The sequence below is a fragment of the Devosia sp. Micro-HW1 genome (assembly GCF_056341075.1).
Genome location: NZ_CP094375.1, coordinates 2,937,116 through 2,956,742, shown reverse-complemented (window position 1 = coordinate 2,956,742; position 19,627 = coordinate 2,937,116). Strand labels below are relative to the sequence as shown.

Sequence of the window (19,627 nt, the reverse complement as noted above, 5' to 3'; positions counted from 1 at the left end):
GGAAGGACGAATTGAGGACGGGGTCAGACAATTGGCCCCGGATCCATCAGCACATGGATGCGGTCGGCGCCCATGCGGGCGAGTTTGAGCATCAGCGCCTTGCGGCGCGCCGGGGCGAGCGGGGTATCGGGACTGTCGCGCAGAATGGCGCCGTCATGCCCGTCGGCAACGATCAGGCCCTCGCTTTGAGGGAAAATTTCCCCGTCGAGCTCGGGCGGCTTGGCGAAGAAGAACTTGTCGGAAAACTCGCGATATTCGGGCCATTTGCGATCAACCTGGAAGTCGATGAGGCTCGACTTGATCTCGATGATCCAGATCTCGCCCTTGGGCCCGACCGCCATGACATCGGCGCGGCGGCCATTGGCCAGCGGCACTTCGGCATAGCAGGCCATGTCGTGACGCTCGCGCAGCATGCGCATGACCCCGCGCTGGACGCGCAGGGCCGTGGCCGATTGGCGGAGGTCGACGATAGGGGGCAGATCAGCCATTGGGTCCCAGGGGTTCAGCGGGCATGCCAGAGGGAATGTCCACCTTTTTGGTGCCCAAGGCAAAGCTCGATGCCCAGAGCCCGGCCAGGAGCAGCGGCAGGCAGATGAGGTAGGAGGCGCGGATATGGACATATTCGGCCACGAAACCCAGGAGCGGCGGGGCGAGGAAGAAGACCACGAAACTCACCTGACCGAGCGCCGCGACATTGACCGCGGCGGGCCGGTCGGTGCGCTGGGCGGCCGCCGAAACCGCCAGCGGATAGACCGCCGAACAGCCCGCGCCCATCAGGGCAAAGCCCAGAAGGGCCACGGACGGCTGGGGCGCGATGCCGACCAGCAGGGCGCCGAGGCTGGCAAAGCTCAGCATGACCATGGCGACATTGCGCGGACCATAACGGGCGACGATCGGGTCGGCCGAAAGGCGCATCACCGCCATGAAGAAGGCAAAGAGCGTCAGCCCCATGCCACCCACGATGGGCTCGACGGCAAAGACGTCGCGCATATAGATGGCCGACCAGTCGATGCCGGCGCCTTCGACCAGGAAGGCGGCAAAGCCGATGAGGCAGAGCGGCAGGAGCCCGAGATTGGGGAAGGCGAAGTGGTGGCCAGAGGCCTCGCCCGCCGCCTGCGGCTTTTTGGGTGCATTGGTGGCGCCATGGATGAGATAGCCGCCCACGACGACGACAATCAGCGCCACCGTGCCCATATGCACGCCGGGGGTAATGCCGGACTGGCGGATCATGGCGCCGAACAGCGCCGTGATGAAGAAGCCGACGCTCCAGAAGCCATGGGCGCGGTTCATGAAGCGGTTGCCGGACTGGGCCTCGAGCCGGTCGATCTCGACATTGAGGTTGATTTCAAGCGCACCGGCCAGCAGGCCGACGACGAACAGCACGGCGAACATGGCCGGGGCCACCGGCAGCCAGGGAATGGTGGCAAAGAGAATGGCCGGCCCGAGCGTGGTGAAGAAGGCCGTGGTGCGGAAGCCGAGCCGCTCGACAATGGGCGCGCCCACGGTCAGGGCGATCAGCGAGCCGATGGCCATGCCGATCATGGTGAGGCCCAGCTGACCCTCGGTGAGGCCAAAATGGGTCTGGATGTCGGGCAGGCGCGCCATCAGCGCGCCCGTGGTTACGGCGAAGAAGAAGAAGCAGGCATAGATGCGGTGCTGCGGTTCGATCCTCACGGCATGACCTCGCGCAGAACGGGCTTCGGGCCCAGCACATGGGCGGTGGCAAGGCCCAGCAGCACCAGCGGGAAGCCGACACCAAACACCCACTGGATGCCGAAATGCTCGCCGATATAGCCCAGGAGCGGCGGTCCGAGCAGGAAGGCGGTGAAGGAGAACTGCGCCAGAGCCGCGACATTGATGGCGGCGGGGCGGTCGGTCTGCTGCGCGGCGGCCGACATGGCCAGCGGGAAGAGGGCCGAGGAGCCGACGCCGATCAGCGCGAAGCCGAGATAGGCGACCCAGGCATAGGGCGCGAAGAAAGCCAGCAGCACGCCGGCGCCGAGCACCGTCAGCAGCACGCGGGCCACGGTCACCGGGCTGAAGCGCTCGACAAAGCTATCGGCAAAGAAGCGCGCGACGCCTTGCGACCCGGCCACGGTGGCCACGGCGAGGCCCGCCCAGAAGGGCTCGGCGCCAAAGATGTTGCGCATATAGATGGCCGACCAGTCGATGCCGGCCCCTTCCATCAGCATGGCCGAGAGGCAGACGGCGACCAGGGCCATGATGGTGACGGTGGGCCGGGCAAAGCGCGGCGCTTCCTCGGTACTGGTGCCGGAGCGATGCGGCGCGGGCTGGAACTGGCCGAGCACGAGCAGGGTCGCGAGGATGACGACGGGGATCATCAGGGCGAGATGAACATGCACTTCGATCCCGGCCTGGGCGACAAAGGAGCCGACCATGCCGGCGGCGAAGAAGCCCAGGCTCCAGAAGGCATGGGCGCGGCTCATGATGCGGCGGCCGATCTGGTGTTCCACCCGGTCGGCCTCGACATTGATGATGATCTCGATGCAGCCGATGGTGAGGCCGACGGGCACGAGAGCCAAGAAGAAGGCCAGCGGCGTCTGGGCCCAGCTGGCCAGTGCATAGAGTGCGGCAAGCAGCGGAATGGCGACGAGCAGGACGCGGCGATAGCCCACGGCCTCGACCAGGCGTCCGGCAAAGGTCAGCGAGATCAGCGTGCCCAAAGCCGAACCGATCAGCGCGAGGCCCAATGCGCCTTCGCCCACGCCCATGGCTTCCTGAATGGCGGGGAGGCGGGGAAAGATCGACCCCATGCAGAACGAGTATACGAAGAATGCCCCGAAGACCTTGATCTGGGGCGGCAGCGCAAGGCCAAATCGCATTTTCTAAAAGTGCTCAAATCAGATCGAAGGCCGGCAAGCTAGGCGATTTCGCCCGAACTGAGAATAGACGCCGGGGCGTTGTAAAACGGTTTATTGCAACGATTGCATCCGGGTCACACGGCGAGCGGAACCACATGATCATCGCGCAGCACGGCAATGCCGCTCGCGGGGTGGCGGATGATTTCGAGACGCCGGAAGGGTCCGCCGATACGGTTTTCGTGACTGTTGGTCGAGGGGCCGTTGCGGCCGCGCCGGTCCGGCCCGAAATAGCTCGATGTCTCGTAATAGGTGAGGGGTTGCCCCACCTGCCGGTTGAGCCGGTCCAGCACCCGCTCACGGGTGAAGGGCATAGTGATGATGTCGTCAAAGCCCATATTGATGCAGGCGCCGATGACCTCGGCCGACGGGCTTTCGGCAAAGTGGATGAGCGGGCAGAGGCGCAGCCGCCGCACGGTCGAGAACCGCAGCGCATCGGCGACGCCGCGCAGGCTGTCGGGCCTGTCGGTGGCGGCAAAGAGGAAGAAGCAGAGCGGGGTCAGATGGGTCTGCTGCTCCGCCGCCGCCACGGTCGAAAACGGCGCGACGCCGGCAAAGCCGAGCCCGCGCGCCAGATCGAGCAGCGCCGCTCGCGGTGCCGTGTCCGCCCCCACCACATAAGCAAATGCCCGCATGGCACCGCCCCGTCCCCGCCTGCATCCGCGGCCAAGACTGCGCCCAAGGCTCTAACATATTGCTAAATCAGATTTTCCGGCCTAGCCGGCTGAGCGGGGCAGCTCCCCCCGAAACAGCGGCGCGTGCTGGCGGAGCAGCGCGGCAATGCGATCGGTCACCGTGCGCACCGCCGGGGCATGCCGCTCCTCGTGATGGCAGACCAGCCACTGCTCGGTTTCGAGCTCGGGAATGGCGGTGGCGGCCATGCGGTCGACGCGCGGATCGCTGTCACCCACGAAACAGGGAAAGACGGAGATGCCGGCGCCGGCGGCCACCAGTTCCATGACGCTCATGGCGTCATTGCCGCGCGTGGCGATGCGGTCGCCATGGCGGGCATGGAGCCAGCGCGCCGAATGGGTCTGGCTGCCTTCCCCCGCGACGCCGACGAAATAGCCGGCAGCGACACCGCTGATCAGCTCGGGACGGGCGTAAAGCGCATAGGCAACCTTGCCGACCAGCCTTCCGGCCAGAAAGGGTTCGGTGGGCCGCTGGTTCCTGAGGCCGATATCGGCATGGCGGCGACCGATATCGACCTTGTGGTTGGCCGTGACCAGTTCGAGCGCAAAGCGGTCGGCAGCCGTCCAGATGCTGGCAATGTGCCGCGCGAGGAAGGCCGAGGTCCAGGGGCCGGCCGAGACGCGCACCACGCGCTCGCCGATGGCGCCGTCCTTCCAGCGCTTGAGCGACAGCATCGCTGCCTCGACCTCCTCGGCCCGCAGCAGCAGCTCCTCGCCCGACGGGGTGAGCTGGTAACCGGTCTGGCTGCGCAGGAAGAGCGGCTCGCCCACCTGATGCTCCAGCGCCGTCACCCGCCGCCCCAGCGTTGCCGCCGAGAGGCCGGTGGTCTTGGTCGCGGCACTGAGCCCGCCCAGTCGCGCGACATCGAGAAACAGCCGCAGATCGTCCCAGGAGAAATCCATTTTTCATTCCTGAAAAGCACTTTGCGATCCAGACTATAGCGTAAACACACGTAAATGCGCAATTATCCTATCAGCAGACCGCAACCGGCGGTCCGACTATTAATTTACACGTCGAATTTTGAAACATGGCAGCAGGCGCTCCATGCACGGGGCCCTTGCGCCAAGACTTGAGGAGACCAGACATGTTCGAACCCATTGCCCAGCGCTTCCGCCACTGGCAGTTGCGCAACCTCACCCGCCGCAAGCTGTCGCAGCTGGACGACCGGCTGCTTGGCGACATGGGCATCGACCGCAGGCATATCGGCGACTATGTCGCCCGGCTCGATCGGGACGGCGGCCGTTCCGATCAGTAACGCGCAGACCGGAGCCCAGCGGCCGGCCGGCCGTGTCAGACAGGCTTGCTGCCGGGTTCCCACGAACAGGAGAAGACAATGAATATCAATCAACTGGGTCGCTTTGGCGCGGTCAGCCGGCTGACGCTGGGCGGGGGCGGCATCGGCCAGGTCTGGGGGCCAACCTCGGAGGAGGAAGCGGTCGCGACCCTGCGGGCGGCCGTCGATGGCGGGATCACGCTGATCGACGCGGCACCGGGCTATCAGATCTGCGAAGCCATGATCGGCAGGGCGTTCGAGGGCAGGCTGCCACAGGGCGTGCGCGTCACCACCAAGTTCAGCCTGGGCACGGTGGCTGCCGAAGAGGCCTATCCGCTGCTGAGGGCATCGCTGGAAAAAAGCCTTGTCGCCATGCGGCTCGAACGCGTCGACATGATGCTGCTGCATAGCGAAATCCGGCCGGACGACTTTGAATACCCGCCGGGCGAACCGCCCAAGGATGAGCGCTCGACGCAGCTGAGCTTTTACCGCCTGGCCGTGCGCCCGGCCTTTGCGCGCCTCGTCGCCGACGGGTTGATCGGGGATTGGGGGATAACCGGCATCAATCACGCGGCGGCGACCATCGAGGCCCTGTCGGACGGGCCGCGGCCCGCCGCGGTGCAGGCCATTGCCAACCTGCTCGATAGTCCCGGCGCCATGAACGGCACGGGCCTCGACCCGCGCCCGCGCGATGTCATCGCGGCGGCGCAGGCGGCCGGCGTGGGGGTGATGGGCGTCCGCGCGGTGCAGGCGGGCGCGCTGACCAGAAGCTTCGACCGGACGGACACGCATGGCCCCGACCGCGACGATTTTGCCCGCGCCGCAGGCTTCCGTTCGCTCTGCGACAGCTGGGGGGAAGACCCGGCCCTGATCGCCCATCGCTATGCGCTGGGCATTGCGGGCGTCGATACGCTGGTGCTGGGGGTCAAGAACCGGACCGAACTGGCGGTGGCGCTCAAGGCCGAGGCGGCAGGGCCGCTCGAGGAAGGGCAGCTTGACGCCATCGCGGCGCTCAACCTGCGCTGACAATAAAAAAGGCCGCCCGGATGCCGGGCGGCCTCTTCGTCTCGGGAGGGAGAACGAAGCTTATTTTTCTGCCAGGCAGACCGAAGTCACGCCCTTGTTCTGGAAACCCAGGGCCGCCGCAGCGCCCTTGGACAGATCGATGATGCGGTTGCCGTGGTAGGGACCACGATCGTTGATGGTGACCTCGACCGATTTACCGGTGTTCTGGTCAGTGACTGCAACCTTGGTGCCGAAAGGAAGAGTCCGGTGCGCTGCGGTCATGGCTTCCTGGTTGAAGGTTTCGCCGGAGGCGGCAGTCTTGCCGTGGAATCCGGGACCGTACCAGGAGGCGCCACCACACTGCGCATATGCTGCAGAGGACGACAGAAGAGCGATTGCAACAGATGCGGCGGCGAGAACGGCTTTCTTAGTCAATGGTCTTTGAACTCACTGATGTTTTCGATGCCGGGAGTAATAAAGGCCAGCGGAGCCGGAAAATGGGCCAAACCGGCCAAGTGCGACGTCCCGCCTCAGCCTGATGCACGTATGTCACAGATTTTCAGGGGGTTAATCGACGCCTGGCGCGTTCAGAATCTGTTAAATCTAGAAACTGAATCCGGATCAAAAGCAGATTCAGCACGCAATTCGGCCAATTGCTGCAGATAGGTGGAACCGATTTGCGCCCTGTGCCGTTTGGGTCACGGTTCCGTCAAACCGCATGCAACAACACCCAAACAGGTGGGCAAAGCGGGGAAAACCGCAGGGATAAGTCAACGCCGTTGCCGCTTTTGGGCGGGAATGTGGCGGGAAAAGCCGGAAAACGGCAACGAAAAAGGGCGATGACATCGGTCATCGCCCAGTTGGTCAGGGAGAAAACAGGGTGCCGCGGGGATCATCCCTGCGGCTGTGGAACAATGCGCAGGTAGGGCTTCAGTTCCTTCCAGCCGTCCGGATATTTCGCCTTGGCCGCCTCATTGCTCACGGCCGGGACGATGATCACGTCCTCACCCTGCTTCCAGTTCACCGGTGTCGCCACCTGATGCTTAGCCGTCAGCTGCAGGCTGTCGATGACGCGCAGGATTTCATCGAAGTTGCGGCCCGTGGAAGCGGGATATTCGATCTTGAGCTTCACCTTCTTGTCCGGCCCGATGACAAAGAGCGACCGCACGGTCAGCGTATTGTCGGCATTGGGATGGATCATGTCGTATTTGCGGGCCACTTCGCCCTCAGTATCGGCGAGCAGCGGGAAATTGAGGGCCGAGCCCTGGGTTTCCTCGATGTCGCGGGCCCAGCCGGCATGGTCTTCGAGCTTGTCGACCGACAGGCCCAGAACCTTGACGCCCCGCCGGGCGAATTCATCCTTGAGCTTGGCCGTATAGCCCAGCTCGGTGGTGCAGACCGGCGTGAAATTCTTGGGATGACTGAACAGCACCGCCCAGGACCCATCGATATGGTCGTGGAAGTGTATGGTACCCTCGGTGCTTTCGAGGGTGAAATCAGGGGCGGTATCGCCAATCAGGATTGCCATGATCGTCTTCCTTTCCCCGCGCAATAGCGGGTACAACACACTGTCAATCCAGAGAATATCGTGCTCATGACTGCCGCTTGAAGCGGGCTCGCGCGGAACGGTTTTGCCTTGTTTGATGCAGTCGCGCCAAGCCGTTCCGTTTCCGGGCGTGGCGCCGCAATCGTCAGGTCAGCTCAGAAGCGAGAACAGGCGCGGCGGCAGCCAGGGATAGAGCAGCCAGACGATGCCCAGCATGGGAATGGTGGCGATGACCATGGAGGCCAGGACCCCGGCCTTGAGCAGGCGGGCAATGAGATAGACGATGAGGAAGAAAGCCAGGTTAACCGCCAGGTCGGCGGCATTGGCGCTGAAATAGGCGATGACCCCGTGCATATGGCCCTCCCGAGGCACAATGGCGAGGTGAGGGTGCGCGCGGGTTGTTGCGCATCCCTTCCGGGATGACTGCAAATTTAGCGATAAAATGAGGGATTCTACTGCACCATGACCGAGCCCTGGACCGGCTGCGGCGCGGCCGGGGCTCCATTGGTCCAGGTAACATCCTCATTGTAGAGCGGCACAACCGACAGGCTCATCTTGCCCGAGCCCTGCTGCACCTGGCGGGCATGGGCAAGGTAGACCAGGGAATTGTTGGCTGCGTCATAGATGCGGGTGACGCGCAGGCTCTTCCAGATCAGGGAGCGACCCTGCTGGAAGATTTCCTCGCCGCCGCGCATGTTGATGTCGCCCACGGTGATGGGGCCCACGGCCGAGCAGTCGAGCGCCGAATAGGACGGGTCCTCGAACCAGTTGCCCTGGCTGACGCGATCGATGAAGGAGCGGTTGAAGAAGGAGAGATGGCACACCACGCCCTCGACATCGGGATCGGCCACGGCCTCGATGGAAATGTCATTGCCGGTCCAGTCCACCCCGACACTGCCCACTTCGTCCCGATTGCCACAGGCGGCCAGCGAAACGGCAGCGAGGGCGACGACGGCAAGGCGGGCGATGGGATGCATGGAGTTCCTCCGGGGTGACAGGAGGAACATGGGGGGTGCGAGGCACGGGTGCAAGATCACTGGTATCGGCAACTTGGCCCAGCCTTATCGCCCCACCTTCCGGTCCATCGCCCGTTCGAGCCAGCGCACCAGCAGCGAGAGCGAGATGGTCATGGTGAGATAGAGGAAGGCCACGACATTGTAGGTCTCGAAGAACAGAAAGCTCGACGAGGCCGAGAGCTTGCCCAATTGGGTAATGTCCTGCACGCCCAGCGCCGAGACCAGCGCCGAATCCTTGACCATGGAGACGAAGTCATTGCCCAGCGGAGGCAGGATGGTGCGGAAGGCCTGGGGGAAGATGATGAAGCGGAAGCAATGCCAGCGGGAAAGACCCAGCGAGCGCGCCGCCTCGATCTGGCCCCTGCCGACCGCCTCGATGCCGGCACGGAAGATCTCGGCAATGAAGGCCGAGTAGCACACGGTCAGCGCGAAGATGGCGCGCCAGACGAAATCGAAGCCGCGCACCGTGGCCGGCGCGACCCAGCCCCAGTCGATGAAGGGCGCCATGAGCCAGTTGAAGCCGGCGACCATGGAAGGGGCGGCAACGAAGGCGATGTAGAAGAGAAACACCAGGATCGGGATGCCGCGCAGGATCTCGACATAGAAGGTGGCGATCTCGCGCAGCACCCGCACGCTCGACGTGCGCGCCAGCGCCACCAGCAGGCCCAGTATCGTGGCCCCGAAAAACGCGACCACCGTCACCCAGAGCGTCGTAACCACGCCGGCCGAGACGGTGCGGAAGATGCCGGAATAGGTATCGTTGGTGGTAATGGCCCAGAGCCCGAGCACAAACAGCAGCGCAATGGCCAGCAGCCAATAGGGCAGACGGGCAAACAGCGATGATCGGCGGGGGCGGTAGGTCATGGGAGATGATTACGAGGGTGCCGCGAGCGTGGCTACCCCCACCCTTGATCCCTCCCCACAAGGGGGAGGGAGACGATGAACACTGGCAGTTGCGCCTGCGCCTCCCTCCCCTTGATGGGGAGGGATTGAGGGTGGGGTGGCTTCACCGGCGGGTTGCCGGGGCAGGCCCCTGCTGCGCTGGCCTACTCAGCCGCGTAGTCGAAGAACCAGTAGTTGATGCGCTCGTCGAGCCAGCCCTCGGCCTGCATCTGAGCCAGGGCCGCGTTGAAGGGTTCGACCAGGTCCGAGCCGGGGGTGAGGATGAAACCGAAGGGATCGGACTTGATGGCGTCGCCGGCCTGCTTGAAGGCACCCGGATCGGCGCCGATATAGCCGGCCGAGGCGGCCTGATCGGCAATCACGGCATCGACGTCACCAGCCTTGACCGCCTGCACCGCGGCACCAAAGCTGTCAAAGGTTTTTACCCGCGGATTGGCCTCGTCGCCATCGAGCACGTCATAGATAGCCGTATAGAAGGACGAGGTGCCGGCCTGGGCGCCGAACAGCAGGTCGGTGTTTTCGGCAAAACTTTCGGGGCCGGTGATGCGATCTTCATCGGCGCGGACGAGGAAATACTGTTCCACCGTGATGAAGGGCTGGGTGAAGTCGATCTGCTCTTCGCGCTCTTCGGTAATGGTGATGCCATCGGCGCCGACGTCAAACTGGCCGGTGCGGACGCTTTCGATCATCACGTCCCAGGCGGTCAGGTCCCATTCGACCGTCGCGTTGAGGCGCCTGGCGATCTCGTTGATGACGTCATATTCGAGCCCGATGCCCTGCCCGTCGGGGCCGGCGAAGTTCAGCGGGTAATAGGCATTCTCGGTGACGGCCCGAATGGTGCGGCCATTGAGATCGGGCAGGTCCTGCGCGGCCACCGGCAGCGTGGCCAGCACCAGCGCGGCGCCGGCAAGAAGAGCGGTCTTGATAGTCATGATATTGACGTCTCCCGGAAAAGGTTCGCCGGGAGACTAGACCAAGGCGGTCGGCTTTGTGAATGGGGCAGTCGTTTCAGGTGTCGACGACGTCGGCGCCGGGGCCGTTCTTCTTGAGCGATTCAATGGCGTTCCTGGCGCTGGCCTTGGAGGCGTAGGTCTCGGTGCGGGCCATGGTCTCGCCATTGCTGGCGACGAAGCGCACGAAATGCTGGCCGTCCTTGCTCTCGACGATCTCGAAGCGGTAGCCCGAACCGGTCTCGCCCTTGCTCAGATCGACCGTGGCGGCATCCGGCGCGTTCTTCTTCAGGGACTCGACGCCACTCTTGGCGCTGGCCTTCTGCTTGTAATTTTCCGACCAGAAGATCTTCTCGGCATTGTACGAGAAATCGAACTTGAACTGATCGTTGGCAGCCGCGGTGATATTGAACTTGTGGGCCATGACGCTGACCTCCCTGCTGGACTCACAGGCGCAAGACTAGCGCACTGATGCCAATTGGGAAGCCTTTACTGTTCGAGCGCGATGCGATCGACATGCCCCAGATCCCGGTCGGGATCGATCCGGTCGCGCACCATCTGCTTGAGCACCCTGATATCGGGAAAGCCGCCGTCGCGCTTGCGCTCCCAGATCAGCTCACCGTTCAGGTGGATTTCGAAAATGCCGCCCGTGCCGGGAATGAGGCTCACCTGCCCCAGCTCGGTGGTGAAGGTGGACAGCAATTCCTGGGCCATCCAGCCCGAGCGCAGCAGCCAGTTGCATTGGGTGCAATAGGCGATGGTGACGGATGGCTTGCCGGTCATTTGCGCGTCTTGCCGCTATCGGAAGGATCGACCAGGGACGAGAGGATCTGATCGACGAGGTCAAGGTCCTGCCGCTTGCCGGCGGCCTGCTGCTGCAGGTCCACCAGATAGGACGTGGTGTAATAGAGCCGCCGCGCCAGCATGGTGGCGATATGCAGGCTCATTTCCGGCTGCGCCTCGAGAAAGGTCAGCGCATCGGGGATTTCATAGGCGCGGACGTCGGACAGCGCCCTGACGGTGGCCGAATGGGGCATGTCGAGCAGCACCGACATTTCCCCGAAGATCGAGCCGGGTTCGTCGACATGGGTCACCTGGGTGCGCTCGCGGATGACTTCCACCTGGCCCTCGATCAGCACCAGGAGTTTACCCAGGCGCTCTCCCTCGGGCAGCATGGTCTGTCCGGACCTGAAGCGGACTTCGCCCAAATCCGCGCAATAATCGAGAATATCGGCCATCGGCCCCGCCTCCACCATCGGACGACCCATGCGTCTCCTGTCTCCATGGCGAAATCTAAACCATTGCCCGGGCAAAGCAATGCCGCCCGAAGCGGGGCTCCGGGCGGCATCGGGGTGGCTGGTGGTGCTACTCCATCCAGATGGCCGTCCCGGTGGCAGTATCCACCAGGACCGGCTTGTCGTTGACATAGACATAGCCGAAATAGGGCTCGTCCGGGATTTCAACGATGGCGGCGCCATCCTCGAAAATATAGCCGACAACCACCTCGTCGGCGGTTTCGATCGGGGTCACCGGATGCTCCTTGGCATAGTCGACGGCAGCCTGCTTGATGGCATAGCCTGGCGAATAGAGCAGCGTATTGGTGGCCAGATCGACAATCCAGACACGGCCATTGGCATAGAGATAGCCATAGGCGTCATCGCCCTCGATCGGGTAGACGGTGACGCCGGAGGGCACCGGGGTTCCCGGCGCCAGTTCACCATCGATATCCACCGGCTCCACCGGATTGTTGCCGGCATAGTCCACGGACTCGGCGGAAACCCCCGCATCCGCCCCGATCACCGCACCGGTAAAGCCTCCGATAATGGCCCCTACAGGGCCTGCAATCAGGAAGCCGATGGTTCCGCCGGTGGCAGCGCCGGCCGCGCCGCCCACGGCGGCACCGGCATCGGTCTGTTCGGTCGTGGTGTTGGTAGGCGCATCCTGCGCCATTGCGGACATGCTGAGGCCAAGCGACATTGCGGCCGCGGAGGCCAGAAGTAGCGTCTTCATCCTGTCATTCCTTTCGCGTGGCGATCCCAAGGGGACCGACATTTCGAGGGGCGCACTGGCTATGCAGGGCCACCCCGGTCCGCCGCACTGGCACGAACGGGATTTTCGGCGATGCGTTCCATCGCGCCTGGGGAATGTGATGAAGGAATGCAATGCTGCCCAAACGACAATGGCAGCCCGGGCAAAGCCCGGACTGCCATCGCATGCTGGCGCGCGGTGTTACTGCACCCAGACAATCGTGCCGGTGGAGTTTTCCACCAGAGCCGGGCGGCCATCGATATAGACATAGCCATAGTAGGGATCATCCGGCACCGGCGTGACAATGGTGCCACTGGGCAGGACATAGCCCACGACCACGTCACCCTCGGCGACAACCGGATCGACCGGATTGGCGATGGCATAATCAGCCGCCGACTGGTTCACCGTGAAACCGGGCGAGTAGACCAGCGTATTGCTGGCCAGGTCGACGATCCAGACACGGCCATTGGCATAGATGTAGCCATAGGCCGGATCACCTTCGACCGGGTAAATGGTGACGCCGGCAGGCACGGTCGCGCCAGCCGTCACCTCACCCTCGATGATGATGGGATCGACGGGATTGTTGCCGGCATATTCGACCGTGGAGGCCGCGATGCCGGCCTCGGCACCGATCACGGCACCGGCAAAGCCGCCGATAATGGCGCCGATCGGACCGCCAGCAAGAAAGCCAATGGTGGCGCCGCCTGCAGCGCCGCCGGTCAGGCCCACTGCGGCACCGGCATCCGTATTGTCCTGCGCCATGGCCGGCACGGCCAAAGCAAGCGAAAGCACGGCCAGAGAGGCCAGAAGGGTCTTTTTCATTTTATGTCGTTCCTTCTTGTCGGCGATGTCCACATCGCCTTGCTCCAAGGGGAGCCTGCGTTATCAAGCAGGCTCTTCCGCCCCTTGGCAAAGAAACGGACGGCAGCGGCAGGCGTTCCGCCGCAGAAGGAATGTGACCACCAGTGTGGCCGGACGGCTACAGCAGCTTTTCGATATCGGGCGCGATAGCCGATGGCTCGGTGGTGGGGGCATGGCGCTCGGCGACCTTGCCGTCGCGACCGATGAGGAATTTGGTGAAATTCCACTTGATGTCCTCGGTGCCGAAAATGCCGGGAGCCGAAGATTTCAGCCAGGTATAGAGCGGGTGCGCGTCTTCGCCGTTGACGTCGATGCGCTCGAAAAGCGGGAAGCTCACGCCATAATTGAGCGAACAGAATTCGGCGATCTCGGCGCTCGAACCCGGCTCCTGTTCGGCAAACTGGTTACAGGGAAAGCCGAGAATGACGAGACCCCGCTCCCGGTACTGGCGATAGAGGGCTTCGAGGCCTTCATATTGCGGAGTGAGCCCGCATTTGCTGGCGACATTGACCACCAGCACGACCTGACCCTGATAGTCGGCAAGGGATTGCGGCTTGCCGTCGAGCCGGTTGGCGGAAAAATCGGAAAGGGTCTTGGTCATGAAGGCGCTCTTGGTGTGGACGCCAAAACTAACATGGATCAATGGAAATTGCTGCGCCTCTCCCTTCCGTCGTCATTGTCCGGTCAAGCCGGGTGGTGACGGTGCGTGGGAACGGTCGTGGGAATCTGTCGGCCCACCGCGCACCGCGCCGTCCTCGGGCTTGACCCGAGGACCACTCTGAACACCCACAGTGTGCCGGTGGGCAATGGCCCTCGGGTCAAGCCCGAGGGCGGAATTGAGGGTGAGCAATCAAATTACCCCTGTTGCGCGGCAAGCCAGTTCGGATCGGGATCGATGGCGGTGATGACATCGATGAGGATGCCATTGGGATCGGCCACGATGACATGGCGCTGGCCGAACACTTCGTCACGCAGGGGTTGGGCAATGGTGACGCCCTCGGCCTCGAGGCGTTTTGCCTCGGCGGCGGCATCGTCGACGTAAAAACTCAGGATGAAGCCCGTTGTCGGTTTGCGCCCGGCCTCGGGAATGGAATCGTGGTTGTAGTCGATCAGCGCCATTTCGAAGAGCCCTTCGGCATCGCCGCGCAGATGCATGTACCAGTCGCTTTCGAAGACCGGCGTGAAACCGAAATGCCTGCGGTAGAAGTCGGCGGTGGCGGCGACGTCGCTGACATGGATCAGCGGAAACATGGAAGTGAACTTCATCGTCTCTCTCCTTGCTTGAATGCGACAATAGATACATACTGTATGTATCAATCTCAGTAACATACAGGCAGTATGTATGCAAGAGGCAAGACGCACCCAGGAAGAGCGGCGCGAAACCACGCGCAAGGCGCTGCTGGAAGCAGCGCGGCGCCTGTTTGCCGAACGCGGTTATGCGGGGACCGGCACGCCCGACATCGTGGCGGCGGCCGGGGTAACGCGGGGCGCTCTCTACCACCACTTCGCCGACAAACTGGCGCTATTCGAGGCGGTGGTGGAGGACGAGCATCGCGCCGTGGCGGAGGCCATCACCGCAGTATCGGATGGCGCCGAGGCGCCGCCGGACATGATCGATGCATTGGTCGCTGGTGGCGACGGATTTCTGGCCGCCATGCAGGATGAAGGCCGCCGCCGCATCATGCTGATCGACGCGCCGGCCGTGCTGGGTCGGGAAGCGCTCGACGCCATCAACAACCGCTATGGCCAGAAGACGCTGATCGACGGGGTGCAATGCGCGGTGGATGCCGGTGTGTTGCGCCCGGTGGCGGTGGAGCCGACGGCGCAACTGCTCGGTGCGCTCTTCGACCGCGCCGCCCTCGCCCCGGCAGGAGAAGTGGACGCCTATCGGGCGGCGATGGAGGCGGTCATTCGTGGGCTGAGGAAGTAGGGCTCTCGCCCATTCCGCTCCCATCGGGGAGGTGGCCGGAGCGCAGCGGAGGTCGGTGGGGGATGTTCGACACGCCCGAGGCCTCGGAATTCTGAAGCCTTCCCCTCATACGTCCCTGCGGGCGCCTTCTTCCCAAGGGGAGAAGAAAAGGCGGGGCTTTTGGCCCCGCGTCTCGACACACGCGAAACGGGCGGGGATAACCCCGCCCGTCCTGCACTCCTCGGTCAGGTGACCAGGAAGATGATGATGATCAGCCAGATCGGCACGCCGAGCAGCCAGAGGGCAAGTCCCTTGAACATCGGTTTTCTCCTTTCCCTCGTCAGAACCGGCGGAACACGTCGGCAAAGATGGTGTTGTTGTCGCGGTGATTACCGCCCTTCTGGGCCGCCCAGTAGGCACCGATGGCCGCGACCAGCGACGAGGCAGCGATCAGGAAGGCAGCGATGATGGCGGTGTTGCGGGCAACACGGGCCGCTTCGATGGCGTCCTGACGGGCCTGTTCGACATTGGCGATCACCTGGTCGACGCGGGCCTGGGCTTCTTCCGGGCTGAGACCGGTATTGGCCGCCACGACATTGGCCAGATAGGTGCGGTCTTCGGCCGCCACAGTGCCATCACCAAGAGCCGCCTGGGCGAAGATGCGACCCGCTTCATCGCGAGCCAGACCGGTATCAGCGGCCGGGGTCTCGCTGCGGAACAGCGTATCGATGAAGTAGGCATTGGGATCGAGCGGGTTGGCCTCGCCTTCGGCGACATTGGACGCCGCGATGGTCGCGGTGCCGATGGCATTGCCGGTGGCGCTGGTCAGGGCACCGATGCCGCCGACGGCCAGCACACCTCCGACCACCAGGGCGCCAGCCCAGACCAGAAGCCCATGGGCGCCGTCGCGCATGTCGCTTTCGTCTTCTGTGGCATCATAGTTGCGAGCCCGCAGGCGACCGGTGAGATAGCCGCCGGCCATGAAGCTCGAAATCTGCACCCAGAGGAACCAGCTGGCTGCGGCGATACCGATGAGGATGGGCGAAGCCCCCTCACGCGAGTTGAAGTCGAGGAAATTCAGTCCAATGGCCGAACCGAAGCTGATCAGGACCAGCGAGATGGCCGAGGCCACGACGATGCCGGCGAAAATGGCTGGCCAGTCGACATAGCTGGTGCGTTCGGGGGCAGTGGATGTGGTTTCTACGACCGCGATGCCGGCCGGAATATCGGTAGTCATGGTGCAAGCCCTCCCTCGGCTCAAGCGAGGCCGATGAACGACAGGATGGCCATGACGATGACCACGAGACCGACGAGATAGATGATGGAGTTCATTTCGAGACCCTCTTGTTTAGTGACGCTTGTGATCACGCAACGGCGAGGGAGGCGGATTCGTTCCCGCCCCACCCAAACGGGTGTTGCGGGCAAAGAGACGGGCGGGGATTGCTCCCCGCCCGCCGAAATCATGTGGGGATGGCGGCCTATTTCAGCGCGTCGGTGACGACGGTGGTATAGGCCCCTTCCGGGGTGGCCTTGATGATTTCCTGGTCGAGCAGGGCCTGCACCGTGCGGTCATAGGTCGCCATGTCGAGGGCAGGGTCGTCGGCGTCGACGAGCTTGCTCACTTCACCCACCATGTAGAGCTGGTGCTCGAGCGTGGCGGCGCCGGTATCGTCCATGTCGACAACGATCTGGGCGGCTTCCTCCGGGTTGTCGAGGGCATACTGCCAGCCCTTCATCGAGGCCTTGACGAAGCGGGTATAGGCATCGACCTTGGCCGGATCGGAGAGCGTGTCCTCCATGACATAGAGACCGTCTTCGAGCAGGTCATTGCCCATTTCGGTATAGTTGAAGATGGTCAGGTTATCAGGGCCGTAGCCGGCATCGAGCGCCTGGCCATATTCGTTATAAGTCATGACCGAGATACAGTCCGCCTGGCCCTGGATCATGGGCTGGATGTCGAAGCTCTGCTGCAGCACGGTGACGCCCTCGGCCGAACCGTCGGTCGGGATGCCTTCCTTGTTCATCCAGGCAAAGAACGGATATTCGTTGCCGAAGAACCAGACGCCCAGCGTGTGACCCGGGAAATCGGCGACTTCGGTAATGCCGGTTTCGGTCGGGCAGATCATCATCAGGCCCGAGCGCTTGAAAGGCTGGGCAATGTTGACCAGTGGCACGCCCGATTCACGGGCCGCCATGCCGGCTGCCATCCAGGTGACGATGATGTCGGCGCCACCGCCGGCAATCACCTGTTCGGGGGCGATATTGGGGCCGCCGGGCAGGATGGTGATGTCGAGGTTTTCCTCGTCATAAAAGCCCTTGCTCTCGGCGACCAGATAGCCGGCGAACTGCGCCTGGGTCACCCACTTGAGCTGCAGCGTCAGCGCGTCCTGGGCCAGGACGGCCGGGGCGGCCGACAGCGCCAGGGCGCCCGCCAGCAGACCGGTGATGATCTTGTTCATTTGTCGTTCCCTTTTCCCTTTACGACCGTCCACCACGGACGGACGGATGCCAGAAGGTGACGCCCCTCTCGACGAGGGCGATACCTGCGTAGAAGACGGACCCCGCGACCGCCGCAACAGCGATCTCCGCCCAGACCAGGTCGATGGCGAGACGCCCCACCCCGGTCGAAATCCGGAAGCCCATTCCCACCACGGGCGTCCCGAAGAATTCCGCTACGATTGCGCCGATCAAGGCCAGAGTCGAGTTGATCTTGAGGGCGTTGAATATGAAGGGGCCCGCAGCGGGGAGCCTGAGCTTCATAAGGGTTTGCCAGTAGGAGGCGGCATAGGTGGTCATGAGGTCGCGCTCCATGGTGGAGGCCGCATTCAGGCCCGCCACGGTGTTGACCAGCATGGGGAAGAAGGTCATGGCCACGACCACGGCGGCCTTGCTCTGCCAGTCGAAGCCGAACCACATCACCATGATCGGCGCGATGCCGATAATGGGCAGCGCCGACATGAAATTGCCGATCGGCATGACCCCGGCCTTGAGGAAAGACGAGCGATCGACGGCAATGGCGACGGCGAGACCGGCAAGGCAGCCGATGATGTAGCCGGGAATGACCGATTTGATGAAGGTCTGGACGAAATCGGCCCAGAGCAGCGGCAGCTCGGCGGTCAAACGCGCCCAGATGGCCGAAGGCGGCGGCAAGAGGACCGGCGGCACATTGGCGCCACGGGTGACCACTTCCCAGATGACCAGCAGGGCCAGTCCGAAGACGATGGGAATGACAAGACCGGTGCCGGTTTCGGGCAGCTTTCCGGTCCGGATGGCGGCGGAGAGCCGCTCGACGAAGAGCCAGGCAAAGGCCCAGGACGAGACCAGCGCCAGCCATTGATGGGCCGGCATGGCCGCGTCCGCAGGCAGCGCGGAAATCAGGGCCACGGCACCCAGCGCCGCCAGCGCCCCATCGAGCCAGAGGCTGAAGGAGAGGAAGAGCCGCACCAGCGACAGGGCGCCGAGGGCAAAGAAGATCGTCAGCAGGGGCGCCGTGCCGAACAGGGGCAGGCTGGCATCGACGCCGAACACCGCCGTACCGCCGGCGACGAGGGCCAGGCCGAGCTGGAAACGGGTGAGGTTCTCCTTCATGCCCGTGCCCCCATGCGCCGATTGACCATGCGCTCGGCGCTGCCGACCAGGGCCACCAGAATGGCGGCAAGACCCGCGGCGATGAACAGGGCCGCCCAGATCTGCACGGTCTGGCCATTGTAGGAGCCGGTGAGGAGGCGCACCCCCAGGCCGCCGCCCGCGGCATTGGACAGTTCGGCGACGACGGCACCGATCAGCGAAATGGCGATGCCCACTTTCATCGAGGCGAAAAGGAAGGGCATGGCGGCGGGCCAGCGCAGTTTCCAGAACACCTGCCAGGGATTGGCGTCATAGGTGCGCATCAGGTCGAGCTGGATGTTCTCGGGCGAGCGCAGGCCCTTCACCATGCCGACGACCACGGGGAAGAAGGAAAGATACATCGAGATCAGCGCCTTGGGCACGAGGCCGGTGAGGCCCACCGCGCCCAAGCCCACCACCACCATGGGCGCCACGGCAAGAATGGGAATGGTCTGGCTGGCGATGATCCAGGGCATGAGCGAACGGTCGGAGGCATCATTGTGGATGATGGCGACAGCCAGCAGCACGCCGAGCACGGTGCCGAAGGCAAAGCCGAGCAGCGTCGCCGAAAGGGTGATCCAGCCATGATAGGCCAACGAGCGGCGCGAGGTCACCTCGAGGGCCACCGTGGCATTCCAGATTTCCGAGATCACCTGATGCGGCGCCGGCAGCACCGGCTTGTCCTGCGCCCAGGTCTGCTGTGCAAATTCCAGCAAGGGCACATCGACGAGATTGGCGCGCGTGTTGAGCGTATTCTGCCAGGGCGCGTTCATATGCACGGCCATGGCGTACCAGAAGACGAGGATGGCGAGGAGGATGGTGAGGACGGGGAGGACGCGGGTCATGCTGCCGCCCCAAGCACGATGTCCCCTTCTCCCCTTGAGGGAGAAGGCGCCCGAAGGGCGGATGAGGGGTATCCAACCGCCAGGGCGGGGTGCGTGGTGAGGCACCCCTCACC

25 protein-coding genes are annotated in these 19,627 nt (G+C 63.7%); 3 read left to right on the top strand and 22 right to left on the bottom strand.

Annotated elements, in window-relative coordinates; all coding sequences use genetic code 11:
* Window positions 1-23 precede the first annotated feature (23 nt).
* The 5 genes from MQW79_RS14240 to MQW79_RS14220 form a co-directional block, all read right to left on the bottom strand.
* Window positions 24-488 carry an MmcB family DNA repair protein gene (locus MQW79_RS14240; RefSeq protein WP_476585128.1) on the bottom strand — a complete coding sequence of 155 codons (465 nt, stop codon included), beginning with the start codon at window positions 486-488 and terminating at the stop codon, window positions 24-26.
* Complete coding sequence (locus tag MQW79_RS14235; protein ID WP_476585127.1) at window positions 481-1,674, bottom strand: MFS transporter; 1,194 nt, start codon at window positions 1,672-1,674, stop codon at window positions 481-483. The genes MQW79_RS14240 and MQW79_RS14235 overlap by 8 nt, the downstream gene beginning before the upstream one ends.
* Entirely contained in the window at window positions 1,671-2,843 is a 1,173-nt protein-coding gene (locus tag MQW79_RS14230) for an MFS transporter (RefSeq protein WP_476585126.1), read from the bottom strand. Before MQW79_RS14230 ends, MQW79_RS14235 begins: the two co-directional genes overlap by 4 nt.
* 113 nt (window positions 2,844-2,956) lie before the next feature.
* Window positions 2,957-3,514 carry a hypothetical protein gene (locus MQW79_RS14225; RefSeq protein ID WP_476585125.1) on the bottom strand — a complete coding sequence of 186 codons (558 nt, stop codon included), beginning with the start codon at window positions 3,512-3,514 and terminating at the stop codon, window positions 2,957-2,959.
* 81 nt (window positions 3,515-3,595) lie between these two features.
* Window positions 3,596-4,474 carry a LysR family transcriptional regulator gene (locus MQW79_RS14220; protein ID WP_476585124.1) on the bottom strand — a complete coding sequence of 293 codons (879 nt, stop codon included), beginning with the start codon at window positions 4,472-4,474 and terminating at the stop codon, window positions 3,596-3,598.
* Between the two features lie 182 nt (window positions 4,475-4,656).
* On the opposite strand from MQW79_RS14220, the gene MQW79_RS14215 reads away from it, so the two are divergent.
* Both MQW79_RS14215 and MQW79_RS14210 read left to right on the top strand, forming a co-directional pair.
* Window positions 4,657-4,827 (top strand): DUF1127 domain-containing protein, encoded by a 171-nt coding sequence (locus tag MQW79_RS14215; protein WP_476585123.1) that lies wholly within the window; start codon window positions 4,657-4,659, stop codon window positions 4,825-4,827.
* A gap of 78 nt (window positions 4,828-4,905) precedes the next feature.
* Complete coding sequence (locus MQW79_RS14210; RefSeq protein ID WP_476585122.1) at window positions 4,906-5,871, top strand: aldo/keto reductase; 966 nt, start codon at window positions 4,906-4,908, stop codon at window positions 5,869-5,871.
* A 60-nt stretch (window positions 5,872-5,931) separates the two neighbouring features.
* Here MQW79_RS14210 and MQW79_RS14205 read toward each other — a convergent pair whose 3' ends face one another.
* The 13 genes from MQW79_RS14205 to MQW79_RS14145 all read right to left on the bottom strand — a co-directional run bounded on the left by MQW79_RS14205 (window position 5,932) and on the right by MQW79_RS14145 (window position 14,420).
* Window positions 5,932-6,285 carry a septal ring lytic transglycosylase RlpA family protein gene (locus MQW79_RS14205; RefSeq protein WP_476585121.1) on the bottom strand — a complete coding sequence of 118 codons (354 nt, stop codon included), beginning with the start codon at window positions 6,283-6,285 and terminating at the stop codon, window positions 5,932-5,934.
* 457 nt (window positions 6,286-6,742) lie between these two features.
* The gene (locus tag MQW79_RS14200; RefSeq protein WP_476585120.1) at window positions 6,743-7,378 is read right to left on the bottom strand and encodes a peroxiredoxin; all 636 of its coding nucleotides are present in this window, start codon (window positions 7,376-7,378) and stop codon (window positions 6,743-6,745) included.
* A 168-nt stretch (window positions 7,379-7,546) separates the two neighbouring features.
* Window positions 7,547-7,750: a hypothetical protein gene (locus MQW79_RS14195; protein ID WP_476585119.1), complete on the bottom strand. Its 204-nt coding sequence runs from the start codon at window positions 7,748-7,750 to the stop codon at window positions 7,547-7,549.
* A gap of 98 nt (window positions 7,751-7,848) precedes the next feature.
* Window positions 7,849-8,373: a CreA family protein gene (locus tag MQW79_RS14190; protein ID WP_476585118.1), complete on the bottom strand. Its 525-nt coding sequence runs from the start codon at window positions 8,371-8,373 to the stop codon at window positions 7,849-7,851.
* 84 nt (window positions 8,374-8,457) lie between these two features.
* Window positions 8,458-9,276 carry an amino acid ABC transporter permease gene (locus MQW79_RS14185; RefSeq protein ID WP_476585117.1) on the bottom strand — a complete coding sequence of 273 codons (819 nt, stop codon included), beginning with the start codon at window positions 9,274-9,276 and terminating at the stop codon, window positions 8,458-8,460.
* 182 nt (window positions 9,277-9,458) lie between these two features.
* Window positions 9,459-10,247, bottom strand: a complete 789-nt coding sequence (locus MQW79_RS14180) for a substrate-binding periplasmic protein (RefSeq protein ID WP_476585116.1) — start codon at window positions 10,245-10,247, stop codon at window positions 9,459-9,461.
* Between the two features lie 76 nt (window positions 10,248-10,323).
* A complete protein-coding gene (locus MQW79_RS14175) occupies window positions 10,324-10,689 on the bottom strand; it encodes a YegP family protein (protein WP_476585115.1) in 366 nt (121 codons plus the stop codon).
* A 65-nt stretch (window positions 10,690-10,754) separates the two neighbouring features.
* Window positions 10,755-11,048 (bottom strand): Rdx family protein, encoded by a 294-nt coding sequence (locus MQW79_RS14170; RefSeq protein ID WP_476585114.1) that lies wholly within the window; start codon window positions 11,046-11,048, stop codon window positions 10,755-10,757.
* Window positions 11,045-11,533: a Crp/Fnr family transcriptional regulator gene (locus MQW79_RS14165; RefSeq protein WP_476585113.1), complete on the bottom strand. Its 489-nt coding sequence runs from the start codon at window positions 11,531-11,533 to the stop codon at window positions 11,045-11,047. The genes MQW79_RS14170 and MQW79_RS14165 overlap by 4 nt, the downstream gene beginning before the upstream one ends.
* Window positions 11,534-11,630: 97 nt before the next feature.
* Window positions 11,631-12,275 (bottom strand): DUF1236 domain-containing protein, encoded by a 645-nt coding sequence (locus MQW79_RS14160; RefSeq protein WP_476585112.1) that lies wholly within the window; start codon window positions 12,273-12,275, stop codon window positions 11,631-11,633.
* 219 nt (window positions 12,276-12,494) lie between these two features.
* A complete protein-coding gene (locus MQW79_RS14155) occupies window positions 12,495-13,115 on the bottom strand; it encodes a DUF1236 domain-containing protein (protein ID WP_476585111.1) in 621 nt (206 codons plus the stop codon).
* A gap of 157 nt (window positions 13,116-13,272) precedes the next feature.
* The gene (locus MQW79_RS14150) at window positions 13,273-13,755 is read right to left on the bottom strand and encodes a glutathione peroxidase (protein ID WP_476585110.1); all 483 of its coding nucleotides are present in this window, start codon (window positions 13,753-13,755) and stop codon (window positions 13,273-13,275) included.
* A gap of 254 nt (window positions 13,756-14,009) precedes the next feature.
* The gene (locus tag MQW79_RS14145; protein ID WP_476585109.1) at window positions 14,010-14,420 is read right to left on the bottom strand and encodes a VOC family protein; all 411 of its coding nucleotides are present in this window, start codon (window positions 14,418-14,420) and stop codon (window positions 14,010-14,012) included.
* Window positions 14,421-14,496: 76 nt separating this feature from the next.
* Here MQW79_RS14145 and MQW79_RS14140 point away from each other — a divergent pair, with 76 nt between their 5' ends.
* Window positions 14,497-15,084 carry a TetR family transcriptional regulator gene (locus MQW79_RS14140; protein ID WP_476585108.1) on the top strand — a complete coding sequence of 196 codons (588 nt, stop codon included), beginning with the start codon at window positions 14,497-14,499 and terminating at the stop codon, window positions 15,082-15,084.
* A 319-nt stretch (window positions 15,085-15,403) separates the two neighbouring features.
* Here the strand turns inward: MQW79_RS14140 and MQW79_RS14135 are convergent, their stop codons facing one another.
* From MQW79_RS14135 to MQW79_RS14120, 4 genes are all read right to left on the bottom strand, one after another.
* Window positions 15,404-16,300 carry a tellurite resistance TerB family protein gene (locus tag MQW79_RS14135; RefSeq protein WP_476585107.1) on the bottom strand — a complete coding sequence of 299 codons (897 nt, stop codon included), beginning with the start codon at window positions 16,298-16,300 and terminating at the stop codon, window positions 15,404-15,406.
* Between the two features lie 241 nt (window positions 16,301-16,541).
* On the bottom strand, window positions 16,542-17,522 hold the full coding sequence (locus MQW79_RS14130) for an ABC transporter substrate-binding protein (protein ID WP_476585106.1): 981 nt from the start codon (window positions 17,520-17,522) through the stop codon (window positions 16,542-16,544).
* Between the two features lie 19 nt (window positions 17,523-17,541).
* Window positions 17,542-18,651, bottom strand: coding sequence for an ABC transporter permease (locus tag MQW79_RS14125; RefSeq protein WP_476585105.1), 1,110 nt, complete (start codon window positions 18,649-18,651; stop codon window positions 17,542-17,544).
* The gene (locus MQW79_RS14120; protein ID WP_476585104.1) at window positions 18,648-19,514 is read right to left on the bottom strand and encodes an ABC transporter permease; all 867 of its coding nucleotides are present in this window, start codon (window positions 19,512-19,514) and stop codon (window positions 18,648-18,650) included. The genes MQW79_RS14125 and MQW79_RS14120 overlap by 4 nt, the downstream gene beginning before the upstream one ends.
* Between the last annotated feature and the right edge of the window lie 113 nt (window positions 19,515-19,627).

Bases quoted from the DNA above. Each gene is read 5' to 3' on its own strand.
- MQW79_RS14145 (WP_476585109.1), bottom strand. From the start codon at position 14,420: ATGAAGTTCACTTCCATGTTTCCGCTGATCCATGTCAGCGACGTCGCC.
- MQW79_RS14185 (WP_476585117.1), bottom strand. From the start codon at position 9,276: ATGACCTACCGCCCCCGCCGATCATCGCTGTTTGCCCGTCTGCCCTAT.
- MQW79_RS14120 (WP_476585104.1), bottom strand. From the start codon at position 19,514: ATGACCCGCGTCCTCCCCGTCCTCACCATCCTCCTCGCCATCCTCGTC.
- MQW79_RS14195 (WP_476585119.1), bottom strand. From the start codon at position 7,750: ATGCACGGGGTCATCGCCTATTTCAGCGCCAATGCCGCCGACCTGGCG.
- MQW79_RS14215 (WP_476585123.1), top strand. From the start codon at position 4,657: ATGTTCGAACCCATTGCCCAGCGCTTCCGCCACTGGCAGTTGCGCAAC.
- MQW79_RS14180 (WP_476585116.1), bottom strand. From the start codon at position 10,247: ATGACTATCAAGACCGCTCTTCTTGCCGGCGCCGCGCTGGTGCTGGCC.
- MQW79_RS14155 (WP_476585111.1), bottom strand. From the start codon at position 13,115: ATGAAAAAGACCCTTCTGGCCTCTCTGGCCGTGCTTTCGCTTGCTTTG.
- MQW79_RS14170 (WP_476585114.1), bottom strand. From the start codon at position 11,048: ATGACCGGCAAGCCATCCGTCACCATCGCCTATTGCACCCAATGCAAC.
- MQW79_RS14135 (WP_476585107.1), bottom strand. From the start codon at position 16,300: ATGACTACCGATATTCCGGCCGGCATCGCGGTCGTAGAAACCACATCC.
- MQW79_RS14165 (WP_476585113.1), bottom strand. From the start codon at position 11,533: ATGGGTCGTCCGATGGTGGAGGCGGGGCCGATGGCCGATATTCTCGAT.
- MQW79_RS14175 (WP_476585115.1), bottom strand. From the start codon at position 10,689: ATGGCCCACAAGTTCAATATCACCGCGGCTGCCAACGATCAGTTCAAG.
- MQW79_RS14220 (WP_476585124.1), bottom strand. From the start codon at position 4,474: ATGGATTTCTCCTGGGACGATCTGCGGCTGTTTCTCGATGTCGCGCGA.
- MQW79_RS14130 (WP_476585106.1), bottom strand. From the start codon at position 17,522: ATGAACAAGATCATCACCGGTCTGCTGGCGGGCGCCCTGGCGCTGTCG.
- MQW79_RS14150 (WP_476585110.1), bottom strand. From the start codon at position 13,755: ATGACCAAGACCCTTTCCGATTTTTCCGCCAACCGGCTCGACGGCAAG.
- MQW79_RS14210 (WP_476585122.1), top strand. From the start codon at position 4,906: ATGAATATCAATCAACTGGGTCGCTTTGGCGCGGTCAGCCGGCTGACG.
- MQW79_RS14160 (WP_476585112.1), bottom strand. From the start codon at position 12,275: ATGAAGACGCTACTTCTGGCCTCCGCGGCCGCAATGTCGCTTGGCCTC.
- MQW79_RS14200 (WP_476585120.1), bottom strand. From the start codon at position 7,378: ATGGCAATCCTGATTGGCGATACCGCCCCTGATTTCACCCTCGAAAGC.
- MQW79_RS14240 (WP_476585128.1), bottom strand. From the start codon at position 488: ATGGCTGATCTGCCCCCTATCGTCGACCTCCGCCAATCGGCCACGGCC.
- MQW79_RS14230 (WP_476585126.1), bottom strand. From the start codon at position 2,843: ATGCGATTTGGCCTTGCGCTGCCGCCCCAGATCAAGGTCTTCGGGGCA.
- MQW79_RS14125 (WP_476585105.1), bottom strand. From the start codon at position 18,651: ATGAAGGAGAACCTCACCCGTTTCCAGCTCGGCCTGGCCCTCGTCGCC.
- MQW79_RS14140 (WP_476585108.1), top strand. From the start codon at position 14,497: ATGCAAGAGGCAAGACGCACCCAGGAAGAGCGGCGCGAAACCACGCGC.
- MQW79_RS14225 (WP_476585125.1), bottom strand. From the start codon at position 3,514: ATGCGGGCATTTGCTTATGTGGTGGGGGCGGACACGGCACCGCGAGCG.
- MQW79_RS14190 (WP_476585118.1), bottom strand. From the start codon at position 8,373: ATGCATCCCATCGCCCGCCTTGCCGTCGTCGCCCTCGCTGCCGTTTCG.